The 11850-nt window shown below is 66.4% G+C and carries 12 protein-coding genes; 7 read left to right on the top strand and 5 right to left on the bottom strand.

Annotation, left to right across the window (positions count from 1 at the left end):
• Positions 1–151: 151 nt before the first annotated feature.
• Positions 152–1120 carry a glycosyltransferase family 2 protein gene (locus ACWFRF_RS11905; RefSeq protein WP_378989527.1) on the top strand — a complete coding sequence of 323 codons (969 nt, stop codon included), beginning with the start codon at positions 152–154 and terminating at the stop codon, positions 1118–1120.
• The gene (locus ACWFRF_RS11900; RefSeq protein ID WP_452449891.1) at positions 1117–2640 is read left to right on the top strand and encodes a DUF2142 domain-containing protein; all 1524 of its coding nucleotides are present in this window, start codon (positions 1117–1119) and stop codon (positions 2638–2640) included. Before ACWFRF_RS11905 ends, ACWFRF_RS11900 begins: the two co-directional genes overlap by 4 nt.
• A 21-nt stretch (positions 2641–2661) precedes the next feature.
• Here the strand turns inward: ACWFRF_RS11900 and rfbB are convergent, their stop codons facing one another.
• On the bottom strand, positions 2662–3663 hold the full coding sequence (gene rfbB / locus ACWFRF_RS11895) for a dTDP-glucose 4,6-dehydratase (RefSeq protein WP_378989525.1): 1002 nt from the start codon (positions 3661–3663) through the stop codon (positions 2662–2664).
• A gap of 326 nt (positions 3664–3989) precedes the next feature.
• On the opposite strand from rfbB, the gene ACWFRF_RS11890 reads away from it, so the two are divergent.
• Positions 3990–4688 carry a hypothetical protein gene (locus ACWFRF_RS11890; RefSeq protein WP_378989524.1) on the top strand — a complete coding sequence of 233 codons (699 nt, stop codon included), beginning with the start codon at positions 3990–3992 and terminating at the stop codon, positions 4686–4688.
• A gap of 118 nt (positions 4689–4806) precedes the next feature.
• Here the strand turns inward: ACWFRF_RS11890 and ACWFRF_RS11885 are convergent, their stop codons facing one another.
• Positions 4807–5850, bottom strand: coding sequence for an alpha/beta hydrolase (locus ACWFRF_RS11885; protein ID WP_452449889.1), 1044 nt, complete (start codon positions 5848–5850; stop codon positions 4807–4809).
• A 245-nt stretch (positions 5851–6095) separates the two neighbouring features.
• On the opposite strand from ACWFRF_RS11885, the gene rfbA reads away from it, so the two are divergent.
• Entirely contained in the window at positions 6096–6968 is an 873-nt protein-coding gene (gene rfbA / locus ACWFRF_RS11880) for a glucose-1-phosphate thymidylyltransferase RfbA (RefSeq protein WP_378638078.1), read from the top strand.
• A 3-nt stretch (positions 6969–6971) separates the two neighbouring features.
• A complete protein-coding gene (locus tag ACWFRF_RS11875) occupies positions 6972–7523 on the top strand; it encodes a dTDP-4-dehydrorhamnose 3,5-epimerase family protein (protein WP_266295138.1) in 552 nt (183 codons plus the stop codon).
• Between the two features lie 60 nt (positions 7524–7583).
• Here the strand turns inward: ACWFRF_RS11875 and ACWFRF_RS11870 are convergent, their stop codons facing one another.
• Complete coding sequence (locus ACWFRF_RS11870) at positions 7584–9059, bottom strand: MFS transporter (RefSeq protein ID WP_452449886.1); 1476 nt, start codon at positions 9057–9059, stop codon at positions 7584–7586.
• An 85-nt stretch (positions 9060–9144) separates the two neighbouring features.
• On the opposite strand from ACWFRF_RS11870, the gene ACWFRF_RS11865 reads away from it, so the two are divergent.
• Positions 9145–9564, top strand: a complete 420-nt coding sequence (locus ACWFRF_RS11865) for a MarR family winged helix-turn-helix transcriptional regulator (protein ID WP_378638073.1) — start codon at positions 9145–9147, stop codon at positions 9562–9564.
• Here ACWFRF_RS11865 and ACWFRF_RS11860 read toward each other — a convergent pair.
• Positions 9548–10393: a helix-turn-helix domain-containing protein gene (locus ACWFRF_RS11860; RefSeq protein ID WP_452449884.1), complete on the bottom strand. Its 846-nt coding sequence runs from the start codon at positions 10391–10393 to the stop codon at positions 9548–9550. The genes ACWFRF_RS11865 and ACWFRF_RS11860 overlap by 17 nt on opposite strands.
• Before the next feature lie 121 nt (positions 10394–10514).
• Positions 10515–11099, bottom strand: a complete 585-nt coding sequence (locus tag ACWFRF_RS11855) for a DUF4282 domain-containing protein (RefSeq protein ID WP_378638068.1) — start codon at positions 11097–11099, stop codon at positions 10515–10517.
• Between the two features lie 191 nt (positions 11100–11290).
• Here ACWFRF_RS11855 and ACWFRF_RS11850 point away from each other — a divergent pair, with 191 nt between their 5' ends.
• Positions 11291–11794, top strand: coding sequence for a hypothetical protein (locus tag ACWFRF_RS11850; protein ID WP_378989518.1), 504 nt, complete (start codon positions 11291–11293; stop codon positions 11792–11794).
• Positions 11795–11850: the final 56 nt, after the last annotated feature.

The following is an 11850-nucleotide window of genomic DNA, read 5'->3' as shown; positions in this document are numbered from 1 at the left end:
CAGTTGGACGCCGTTGCGTAGGCGACGAAGGAGCAAGCAACGGCGTCCAACCGGCGGCCCCTCAGGGCCGCGGACACGCGGGCGCCAGCCCGCCGATAATCCTGTAGCCTCCCGGTGTCCCACTGCTGCCTAACTCCGAGGATTGACCCGGGTGGACTCCACCGAGCTTCGCATTGCCGCCGTGGTCCCCTGCCACAATGAAGAGGCCGCGGTCGCCAAGGTCGTCACCGACCTCAAAGCCGCTGTGCCGGGGATCGTCGTCTACGTCTACGACAACCTGAGCACCGACCGCACCGCCGAATGCGCCCGCGAGGCCGGGGCGATCGTGCGCTTCGAGAACACCAAGGGCAAGGGCAATGTGGTGCGCCGCGCCTTCGCCGATATCGACGCCGACGTCTATCTGATGATCGACGGCGACGACACCTACGAGGCGTCGGCCGCTCCGCTGATGATCAAGACGCTGCTCGAGGGCCCCTACGACCACATCCTCGGTGTGCGCAAGCAGGACGACGCCGACGCCAGCGCCTACCGCAGCGGTCACGAGACCGGCAACAAGGTGCTCAACGGCGTGGTGGGCAAGGTGTTCGGCGAGAACGTCGAAGACATGCTGAGCGGTTTCCGGGTGTTCTCGCGCCGGTTCGTGAAGAGCTTCCCGGCCGTGTCGCGCGAGTTCGAGATCGAGACCGAGCTGACCGTGCATTCGCTGCACCTGCGCGTGCCGCAGACCTCGGTGCCGGTCGGTTTCCGCGACCGCCCCGCGGGCAGCGAATCCAAGCTGCGCACCTACCGCGACGGCACCAAGATCCTCGCGCTGATCCTGGGCCTGGCCCGCCACGAACGCCCTGTCGCGTTCTACGGCCTGTTCGGCACCATCGCCTGGCTGGTCTCGGTGATTCTGACCGTGCCGATCGTGATCGACTTCTACAACACTCACCAGGTGGCGCGGTTCCCGACGCTGTTCCTCGCGTTCACGCTGTTGCTGCTCGGCAGCCTCGCGTGGACCGCGGGCCTGATCCTGGACGGCATCCGCCGCTCCCGCCACGAGACGGCGCGGTTGGTCTACCTGCGTTATTCGGCCGCCGGGGTGAACGAGGACGTCGCGGCCGGAGACCGTCGGTGACCACGTCCATCGAGCCCGAGACGACTGTAGAACCCAGCAAGACCCCCGCACGCAAGGATCGGGCGCTGGCGCCCATCCGGACTGTAACCCAGCGGTTCGGCGCCGCGACCGTCGCGTTCGCGATGATCGCGACCGTCTTCGGCGCCGTGTTCGCCGTGCTCACGCCCGCGTTCTGGGGCCACGACGAGATCACCCAGTTCGGCCGCGCCTACCAGGTCGCCCACGGCGGCGTGTTCCCCCAGCGCATCGTCGACGATCGCGGTGTGGCCTACGGCGGGCAGATCCCGGTGAGCGTCGACGCGCTGATGGGCTACGCCTTCACGGACTACAACGACAACCCCGAAGAGCCCGACGCGATGGTGGCCGACCCCGGCGCCTACGACCGGCTCGCCGCGGCCGAGGTCTCCTCGACGACCCGGCAGATGTGGTTCACCAACACCGCCGCCTACTCGCCGGTGCCGTATGTGCCTGCCGCCGTTGGCATTCGGCTGGGCGAGGCGCTCGGCCTCAACGTGGGTGGCATGTATTTGCTCACCCGTTTCGCCGGCCTGGTCGCCTATCTCGCGGTTGTCGGATTCGGGCTCTACGCGCTGCGCGAGCGGCGTAGCCAGTGGCTGGTATTCACCGTGGCGGTGCTGCCGATCGCGCTTTTCCAGGCGGGCACCGTCACCGCGGACACGCTCACCAACGCGCTCGCCATCATGGTGTCGGCGCTGTTGCTGAAAGCGCTGTTCGTCGGCGATCGACTGCACCGGGCGGAAACCGCCGCGCTGCTCGCCGCGACGATCGCGCTGCCGCTGAGCAAACCGACCTATGTGCTGCTGGCGATGCTCGTTGTGGTGGTGCCCGCCGACCGGCTCGGTTTCACCGGAAAACTGAAATTCGTCCCGTGGGCATTCGCGGTGACGGGCGGGGTGCTTTTCCTCGCCTGGACGAAGATCGCGGCGCCCACCGGCGACGGCATGGGCCTGATGCGCCCGCCCCATCAGTGGGGCCAGGTGCGACCGGGTGATCAGCTGAAGGGAATCCTCAGCGACCCGGTGCAATTCGTGCACACCTTCGGCGAGAGCATCGCGCTGCGCGACCATCGCTGGTTCAACCAGTTCTTCGGCGAACTCGGTTTCGCGTATGTGGACGTGCCCGCGATTTCGATGCTGGCGTGCCTGCTCGCCTTCGCGGTGAGTTTCGGCATCGTCGACCGGATGAGTGCCACCACAGCCACTTTCCGTCGCACGCTGATCGTGGCGCTCACGGTGCTCGCGAGTGTGGCGATGATCTACGTGACGCTGTACATGTCGTTCACGCCGGTCGATTTCTATATCATCGACGGTGTGCAGGGCCGGTATTTCGTGCCGCTGGCAATCATGGGACTGGCGGTGCTGGCTCGCGTGGTGGGGCTGCGACTCACGAATTCCGATGGTGTGATTCCGGCCCGCGGGACCGCGATCACCATCGCCTGCGCGTCGACTTTCGCGCTTGTCGCTACCGCCGCAACGTATTACACCGTCGTCTGGGGATAATTCCCCAGACGACGGTGGGGATTACAGAGTTTTCTCGCCCGCTGCCGCGTAGGCGCGTTCGGTATCGGCCTTTTTCGGTCGCCACCAGTTCTCGTTGTCGCGGTACCAGGCGACGGTGTCGGCCAGGCCGGCGCGGAAGTCCGCGTAGCGCGGTGACCAGCCCAGCTCCTCGCGCAGCAGACTCGCGTCGATGGCGTAGCGCTGGTCGTGGCCGGGGCGGTCCGTCACGTGATCGAAGTCGGTGGGCTCTCGATCGAACGCCTGCAGAATGAGCTGGACGACCGTGAGGTTGTCGAGTTCACCCTGGGCGCCGATCAGATAGGTCTTGCCGGTCCGGCCACGCTCGAGAATGTCCCAGACCGCGCGATTGTGGTCGTCGACGTGGATCCAGTCGCGCACCTGATGACCCGCGCCGTACAGCCGTGGGCGCACACCGTCGATCAGGTTGGTGATCTGGCGTGGGATGAATTTCTCCACGTGCTGGTACGGGCCGTAATTGTTGGAGCAGTTCGACAGGGTCGCGCGGACACCGAAAGACCTGGTCCAGGCGCGTACCAGCATGTCGCTGCCCGCTTTGGTCGCCGAATACGGGCTCGACGGGTTGTAGGCGGTGGATTCGGTGAAGCCCGGCTCGTCGGGGGTGAGATCGCCGTACACCTCGTCGGTGGAGACGTGGTGGTAGCGCACCTCGTGGCGGCGTACCGCCTGCAACAGCGAGTAGGTGCCGACGATATTGGTCTGCACGAACGGCCACGGCTCGGCCAGGGAGTTGTCGTTGTGGGATTCGGCCGCGAAATGCACGACCGCGTCCACCCCGCTGACCAGATTGTCGACAAGATCGAGATCGGCGATATCGCCGTGCACGAATTCGATCCGATCCGCGACCGGATCCAGCGATGCCCGGTTGCCCGCGTAAGTGAGCGCGTCGAGCACGGTCACTTGGACATCCGGGCGCGTGGCCACGGTCTGCTGGACGAAATTCGCACCGATGAACCCGGCCCCGCCGGTTACGAGCACTCGCACTCGGTCAACGATACGTGCATTCCGTGGACGCTCGTGACGAAAGGTGTCACCGTTATGTGTTGCTGGAACGTCTCTGACCTGTGACCCGGCATATATTTACACAGTGATCTCCGTCACATTACCTGTAGGTAGGTTAAGACTCAAAGTCGGTTTTCCTGAGAAAAAGCCCGGTCAACGCTCAGGTTTCTATCAGCGCACAGGCATCGGAGTATCAATGGTGAACAAAACTTGAACTAACAGTCACAGCAGGTTCACCTCTGGTTAGCTGCGGGAGCTTTTGATCTACGAGTCCCCTCCGCACGCTCCAAACTTGAGGTTCAACAAAAATGCTGATGAGGAAATTCGCCGCCACGTCGGCGCTGCTGATCGCCGCCATGGGCGTCACCGCCGGCACCGTGAACGCCGCGCCGGCCGAAGAAGCCGCCCCGATCAACTACTCCGCCGAGGTCGTCGACGGTTCCAAGTCCGTCATCACCACCGATGCCGGCTCGCTGGTCGTCGAAGACGGCGCCTTCAAGATCAAGGCTGCCAACGGCACCACCGTCGCCGGCACCCCGCTGTCGTTCCGCCTCGATGACTTCGAGCTGCCGATCGCCGCCGAGATCTCGGGCAACAAGGCCGTCCTGACCCCCCAGCTCGACCCGGCCCAGGCCGTCTACAAGCCGGTGGCCCTGCCCTACGAGGACAAGGCTCCTTGGAAGACCGAGTACGAGCGTGAGCAGGCCGCCTGGAGCCGTCTGACCTCCACCATCTCCATGGGCGCCACCATCGGCACCCTGGCCGGCGGCCTCGGCGGCGCGACCATCGGCTGCATCGCGGGTGCCGCGGCCGGCCTGGTCGCCACCGGTGTGCTGCTCGCCCTGTTCGGCGCGGGCCCGATCGCGGGTTGCGTCGTCGGCGCCACCACCATCGGCGCCCTCGGCGTCATCCTGGGCCAGATCTTCGTGACCGCTCCGGTCGCGATCGGTGCTGCGATCCAGTACTTCACCACGATCAACCAGCCCTTCGTCGCTCCGGCCAAGTAATTTCGCCGCAGGACAGAAGGAAAGCGGCCCCCGCCCGGAGAAATCCGGGCGGGGGCCGCTTCTTCGTGTCGGAGGTGGCTCGGTCGGCCGACCGTGGTCAGGACCGCCCGAGCCGTTCTCAGGCCGTACGTGCCCGCTGGGCCGGTTCCACCGCGGTGCGGACGAACTTCGCCACCCGGCCCAGCGCCGAACGGCTCTCCGGCATGCTCGGCAGGATGCTCATGAACGCGTGCACCTGCCCGCGCCACAGCTCCAGGGTGTTGGGCACGCCCGCGGCGGTGAGCCGGTGGGCCATCAGTTCACAGTCGTAGCGCAGGAGCTCGTCCTCGGCGGCGATGAGCAGCACCGGCGGCATCCCGGCCAGCTCGGCGTTGACCGGCGACAGCGCGGGATCGAGCGGACCGGCGTGCTCGGCGCCCAGGTGGACGACCGCCTCGAGGCCCTTCAGCGGAATGTAGGCATCCCGGTTGACATTGACGTAGCCCTCTTTGGCCCGGTAGTCCAGATCGAGCAGCGGGCTGAGGCCGACGAGGGCAGCAGGCAGCGGCAGACCGATCTCGCGCGAGCGGATCGCCGTCGCGAAGGTCAGGAACCCACCCGCCGAGTCACCGGCGAACACGATGCGCGCCGGATCGGCGCCGTGCCGCAGCAGCCAGCGGTAGGCGAGCACACAGTCGTCGATCGAGGCGTCGATCGAACCGGGCAGTTGCCGGTATTCGACGTTGAGGACGGGCAGTCCGGTGCGTCTGGCCAGTCCGGCCACGACCGCGCGGTGTGTCTGCAATCCGCAGACCGCGAAGCCGCCGCCGTGCATGTACAGCAACGCACCGTGGCGCAACGCGCGAGATCCGCCCGCGGGCCGCACCATTTCCATCTTGAAGCCCTGGAGCTGGATCTGCTCGCGCTCGATGCCGTGCGGTTCGGGCCGCAGCCGCGACAGCAGGTCGACCGCGACGGCGCCGACCGGAATGGTGGCCCGGTTGATGGGCACCGTGCGCAGCAGCGGTCCGATCAGGCCGAGGCAGGCGCCCATCAGGACTCGCGAGGAGGTACTGGTCCGGCCGGAGTTGACGATGATGCCCGACTCCGGCCTCTCGGCGGTACTGATCGGGGCCACGGGCGCGAGCCCACCCATCACGCCGGTGATCTTTGTGGCTACCATCGCGCACCTACCTCTACAGCTGGCGCGTCGACCCCTGACCAGGCGTAAACCCCCCGGATCGGATGTCGGCGCTGACATCTAACACAGTGATGTTTCACACATCGACGCTCACATAATCAGATGAACGTCTTGTCTGTCTCAGTTATCGCCCGACACACCCGGTCACGAAACGTTCGTGACCAATTCGTCGACGTGTCGGAACCTCCCCGTCTCCGGGGCGGACGGGACTGGCAGACTTGCCACCTATGCGCGGAATCATCTTGGCGGGCGGCACCGGTTCACGGTTGCACCCGATCACGCGCGGGGTGAGCAAGCAGCTTGTCCCGGTCTACGACAAACCCATGGTCTACTACCCGTTGTCCACCCTCATGCTGGCAGGGATCGACGACATTCTGGTGATCACCACGCCGGAGGACGCCGACGCGTTTTCCCGGCTGCTGGGCGACGGCAGCCAGTTCGGCGTCGCGATCAGCTACGTGGTGCAGCCCGAACCCGACGGTCTCGCGAGCGCCTTCGTCCTCGGGGCCGATCACATCGGCAACGAACCGGCGGCGCTGGTCCTCGGCGACAACATCTTCCACGGGCCCGGCCTCGGCGCCAGCCTGGAACGCTTCCACGACATCGACGGCGGCGCGGTGTTCGCCTACTGGGTGAAGGACCCGACCGCCTACGGCGTGGTGGAGTTCGACCAGGGCCGCGCGGTCTCCATCGAGGAGAAGCCGAAGGTCCCGCGCTCGAACTACGCCATCCCCGGCCTCTACTTCTACGACAACGACGTGGTCGAGATCGCCCGCGAGCTGAAGCCGTCGGCGCGCGGCGAGTACGAGATCACCGATATCAACCGCGCCTACCTCGAGCAGAACCGGCTCAGTGTCGACGTGCTCGCCCGCGGCACCGCCTGGCTCGACACCGGCACCTTCGATTCCCTGCTCGACGCGGCCAATTACGTGCGCACGATCGAGGAGCGGCAGGGCCTCAAGATCGGCGTGCCCGAGGAAGTGGCCTGGCGCCGCGGCCTCATCTCCGACGAGCAGCTGTGCAAGCTCGCCGAACCGATGGTGCGCTCGGGCTACGGCCGCTACCTGCTGGATCTGATCGACCGCGGAAAAGACTGGTAGCGCATGGAATTTCGTGAACTGGCGATCCCCGGCGCCTGGGTGGTGACCCCGCGTCTGCTCGGCGACGACCGCGGCATGTTCTGCGAGTCGTTCAAGGCCTCGGAGTTCGAGAAGGCCACCGGGCGCCCGTTCGAGCTGCACCAGGTGAACACCTCGGTCTCGGCCGCCGGGGTGCTGCGCGGCATCCACTACACCGACGATCCGCCCGGTCAGGCCAAGTATGTGACCTGTGTGCGCGGTGCGTTCCTGGATGTGGTGGTCGACCTGCGGCCGGGCTCACCGACCTACGGCCGCTGGGACAGCGTGCTGCTCGATGACGTCTCGCGGCGCTCGGTGTTCCTGTCCGAGGGTCTCGGCCACGCCATCCTCTCGCTGGAGAACCGGTCGACGGTGACCTACCTCTGTTCGCTCGAGTACTCCCCCGAGTTCGACAGGGACCTGGACGCTTTCGATCCGCGCCTCGGCATCGAATGGCCGACCGAGGGCCGCGACGGCCGCCCGCTGACCTATGTTCGCTCGGCGAAAGACGAAGCAGCGCCGAAGTTTTCCGCCTGATTCACGTGAAACGTCGAACGGCACCACCTGCGCGAGGTGGTGCCGTTCGACGTTTTCCGATCAGGCCACCGGTTCGAGAACCTTCGCCTCGACCGGTGCGACCTCCGCCGGCTTGCGGAACCGGGGCAGGAAGACCGTGAGCGCGAGCAGCGCGCCGACGATGGTGACGCCCGCCGCGAACTCCAGGCCCGGCCGGTAGGCGTCGAGCATCTGCTGCGGAGTGGCACTCGTTCCGTGCCCTCCGGAGGTGACGATGGCGGTGGTCACCGCGAGCACGACGGCCGCGCCGACCTGCATCGAGGTCTGCAGTACGCCTGCGGCGAGACCCTGCTCGTCGTCGTCGATACCGCTGGTGGCCTGCACATTGATGGCGGGGAAACCGACCCAGCCGATGCCGATCAGCAGAATCGCGGGCAGCAGCACGGTGAAGTAGCCGGGTGCCGTGTCGATCCGCAGGAACAGCAGGTAGCCGATCGCCATGACGCTCATGGTGACCGCGATGACCGGTCCGGTGCCGAAACGGTCGATCAGCTTCTCGGAGAAGAAGGCCGACCCGACGACCAGGATGCCGACCGGCAGCAGGGCCATCGCCAGCTTCAGCGCCGACCACTCCAGGGTGTCCTGCATGTACAGGGTCACGATGAACTGCCAGGAGAAGTAGGAACCGGCGACCGCGATGATGGCCAGGCTGGCTCGCACGAGCGAGGCCTTGCGCAGGATGCCGAGGCGGACCAGCGGGTGCTTCACCCGCTGTTCGGTGACGACGAACGCGGCGAACAGGGCGATCACGGCGAGGAACGAACCGATGGTGCGAGCCGAGGCCCAACCGACTTCCGGCGCGGTGACCACGGTGTAGACCAGCAGCAACATGCCCGCGGTGGACAGCAGCGCGCCGAGTAGATCGTGTCCGCCTTCTTCGGCCTTACCGTCCTTGGGCACCAGCACGAAGGCGGCGGCCAGGGCGGCGAGCGCGATCGGGACGGGCAGCAGGAAGGTCCAGCGCCAGCCGACGCCGGTCATCAGGCCACCGAACAGCAGGCCCATGGAGTAGCCGCCCGCGCCGAAGACGGTGTAGATCGACAGCGCCTTGTTGCGCGCTTTTCCTTCGGCGAACGTGGTGGTGATGATCGACAGACCGGTCGGCGCGGTGAACGCGGCGGCCAGGCCCTTGATGAAGCGGGTGGCGATCAGCAGCGCGGGGTCGCTCACCAGGCCACCGACGAGCGAGGCGACCGCGAACACCGCGAGGGCGATGAGGAAGACCTTGCGGCGGCCGAGCAGGTCGGCGGTGCGTCCGCCCAGCAGCAGCAGGCCGCCGTAGCCGAGGATGTAGCCGCTGACGAGCCACTGCAGGGTGGAGGTGGACAGATCGAGTTCGGCGCCGATGGACGGCAGCGCGACGCCGATCATCGAGACGTCGAGCCCGTCGAGGAAAAGGACGATGCACAGAGTGATCAGCATTCCCCAGAGGCGGAGGGGCCACCTGGTGGGATCGGTCGCCTGATCTGCGGCCGAGAGCGTTGCTGGCGAAGTCATGCGGAGGACATTACATGCGTGTGCATTAATTGCCAACACATAAAATGCCGTTGCATGAACATGCGCCTACCACTAAGATGGGGCCATGAACCCGGCCGTAACGTCAGCTCGGCGCACCGAAGCGCCCACCGAGCTGGTCGGTCAGTGGCGCGAACTACTCGGCAGGCACGCCGCCGTGAGTTGCGCCCTGGAGAAGGCGCTCCAAAGGGACCACGAGATCGGCCTCAGCGAATTCGAAACGCTGGACCGACTGGTCGACGCGGCGTGTCAGAAGTACCGCATGACAGAACTGGCCCAGGACATCTACCTGAGCCAGAGTGCGCTCTCGCGCGCGGTGGCCAGGCTGGAACGCGACGGCCTGGTCGAACGGAGCATGTGCGATCTCGACCGTCGCGCCATCTTCGTCCAGCTCACCGACAAGGGCAGGGCGGTCTACGACCGAGCCCTGCCCACCCACCGTTCGGTGCTCGCCGGTTCCTGGGACAGCCCTACAACGTGCCCGTAGCCGCCTCGGTGATACCGGTGAAAGCACGCCGGTAGCGATCACATTCGGCAGGCTTGTCCAGGTAGGTGCTGCCCGCGAAGGTCTCCACGTAGACCACCGGCGGCTCCGGTCGATCCACCGAATCGTCGACCCCGAAATCCAGGATCACGAACCGGCCCGATTCGAGACCCGCGTGGTAGCCGGAATCGCCGGGAACCACCTGGATCCGCACCGTTTCGCGGTCGGCCAGCTCCCGCAATCGCGCGAGCTGGCCCGCGCGGACGCGGTCGTCACCGATCACACGGGTGAGCACCGACTCGGCCAGCACCACGTCCAGTCGCAACGGAGCATCCGCCCTGGTCACCAGAGCTTGCCTGGCCGCCGACACCCGCAGCCTGCGCTCGAGCTCCGCCTCGGTCAGCCCGGGGATCGTCTGCTCCAGCAGCGCTTTCGTGTAGTCCTCGGTCTGCAACAGGACGGGGACGAGGCCGTCCTCGTAGAGCGCGAGCCCCGACGCGGCTTCCTCGAGGCCGATGTAGACCTCGAATCCCTCCGCGATCACGTCGCCGTAGCTCGTCCACCAACCCCGTGCTTTGGTTTCGCGAGCCAACGCGGCCAGCGGTTCGACCAGATCGGCCGGCGCGCCGTACACCTTGCACATGGCCTCGACGTCGAGGCTGCGCAACGACGTCTGCCCCGTTTCGATCCGCCAGATCTTCGCTTCCGACCACTCCAGTTGCGCCGCCGCGGTTCTGGTTGTCATCCGCGCACGATTGCGCAGGTCACGTAAGTGCCTGCCCAACTGCCTGCGCGGCATCGTGGAACCGGTGACGCCCTGTGGTGAAGCCATACTTCCCCCCTGTATCCGAACTCCGGTCTCCGGACAGAACTTACGGAGACCGACCTACGCAGCCGACATATCCGGATCTGCGTACGGATTGTTTCACAATGAATCGGACACCGCGCAAGACCTATTTTTTCTTGCGGAACCGCCAGAACTGCACCGCACGAACGTCTTCGGAGAGCTGACTCACCGGCTCGGCGACATCGGACAGCGCCTGGAACAGGCCGTCGGCCAGATCACTGATGTGTTCGACGCGGCCGGCCAACCGGGCGGCGTTGTCGGCGAACTCGAGCATCAGGCGGACCGAGGCCGCGATGGTGAGCCCCAACGGGATCGACACCAGCGCGGCGAGCACCCCCAGCACCGCGGAGGCTTTCCACATCAGCACGGTGAAGGCGATCGGCAGGCCGATGCCGAAGGACGCGACACCGAGCACGTACGCCAGCGGTAGCAAAGTCCTGGTCGCGGGCCTGCGGAACTGCACATCCAGCAGCGAACGGGCAGCCTCGGCGGCCCACTGTTTGGCCGAACCGGTACTGCGGAACGGCTCTTCGAACCCCGCGTCGCGCGCCAGATCGGCTTCGTAGGAGACTTCACCGGCACGATCGGGCCGCTTGCCACCGGCCTCTTTCCAAGAGAGCCAACGGGATTCGGCGTCGAATTCCTCGACATCCTCGTCGTTCGACTCGGGGGTGCCAGGCGCTTCGGTCATGCTTCGAATCCTGCCCGCTTTCAACCCCGACGCCAACCTGTCGGCGCCTTACCTGCGATAGCGAAGGTTACCGGACTGAGACGAAGCAGACACTCTCGAATATTTTTCGGTAACGGCGTAACGAGTCGGCCACCTCCCGCCGATACGCCCATGAACGCAGGAACAGAGCTCTTCGGGGAATGGAGAACACAGTGCGCACGACGTTTCCGACCACCACTACGGCCGCCGACAAAGGTGCCGCCGCGCAGGAGTACACCGCGCGTGGATGGACGGTCGCTGAAACCACCAACGGTCTGTGCTTGATCACCGACGACGAGGTCTCGGCCATCGAGATCACCGGTGAGATCGCGGGCGACGTTCGCCGCTTCCTGCGCGCCAACAACCTGTCCGGCCCCGTGATCGAGATCCCGGGCCAGGAGCGTCGCGAGATCCACCTGGTCACCGGTGTCCGCAAGGCCGCCATGGCGATCGAGGCCATGCGTGAGGCAGGCGTCATCGTGCACACCGACGGCGCCAGCATCCCGCTGCCGCCCACCCAGCTCGCCGCGGGCAGCGCCTCCTGGGGCGTCGCCCCCACCGAGGCTCGCTGGATCCCGCCGGTCGTCGCCCTCGGTGCGGCCGTTCGCTCGGCAATGGCCCGCAGGCAGACCGGCAAGCAGGTCGGCAAGCGCGCGGCGCTGACCCTGGCCAGCTGACCTGAACCAGCCCGAACCCGCGATCCGCGACGCCTCCCCGACGTCGCAGCTCGCGG

This window comes from Nocardia sp. NPDC055165, assembly GCF_053606985.1.
This window is presented reverse-complemented; position numbering and strand designations above follow the sequence as displayed.

What these genes read in the sequence shown, in the direction of transcription:
- ACWFRF_RS11890 (WP_378989524.1), top strand. Translation starts at nt 3,990, where the DNA reads ATGCTGATGAGGAAATTCGCCGCCACGTCGGCGCTGCTGATCGCCGCC.
- ACWFRF_RS11885 (WP_452449889.1), bottom strand. Translation starts at nt 5,850, where the DNA reads ATGGTAGCCACAAAGATCACCGGCGTGATGGGTGGGCTCGCGCCCGTG.
- rfbA (WP_378638078.1), top strand. Translation starts at nt 6,096, where the DNA reads ATGCGCGGAATCATCTTGGCGGGCGGCACCGGTTCACGGTTGCACCCG.
- ACWFRF_RS11875 (WP_266295138.1), top strand. Translation starts at nt 6,972, where the DNA reads ATGGAATTTCGTGAACTGGCGATCCCCGGCGCCTGGGTGGTGACCCCG.
- ACWFRF_RS11870 (WP_452449886.1), bottom strand. Translation starts at nt 9,059, where the DNA reads ATGACTTCGCCAGCAACGCTCTCGGCCGCAGATCAGGCGACCGATCCC.
- ACWFRF_RS11865 (WP_378638073.1), top strand. Translation starts at nt 9,145, where the DNA reads ATGAACCCGGCCGTAACGTCAGCTCGGCGCACCGAAGCGCCCACCGAG.
- ACWFRF_RS11860 (WP_452449884.1), bottom strand. Translation starts at nt 10,393, where the DNA reads ATGGCTTCACCACAGGGCGTCACCGGTTCCACGATGCCGCGCAGGCAG.
- ACWFRF_RS11855 (WP_378638068.1), bottom strand. Translation starts at nt 11,099, where the DNA reads ATGACCGAAGCGCCTGGCACCCCCGAGTCGAACGACGAGGATGTCGAG.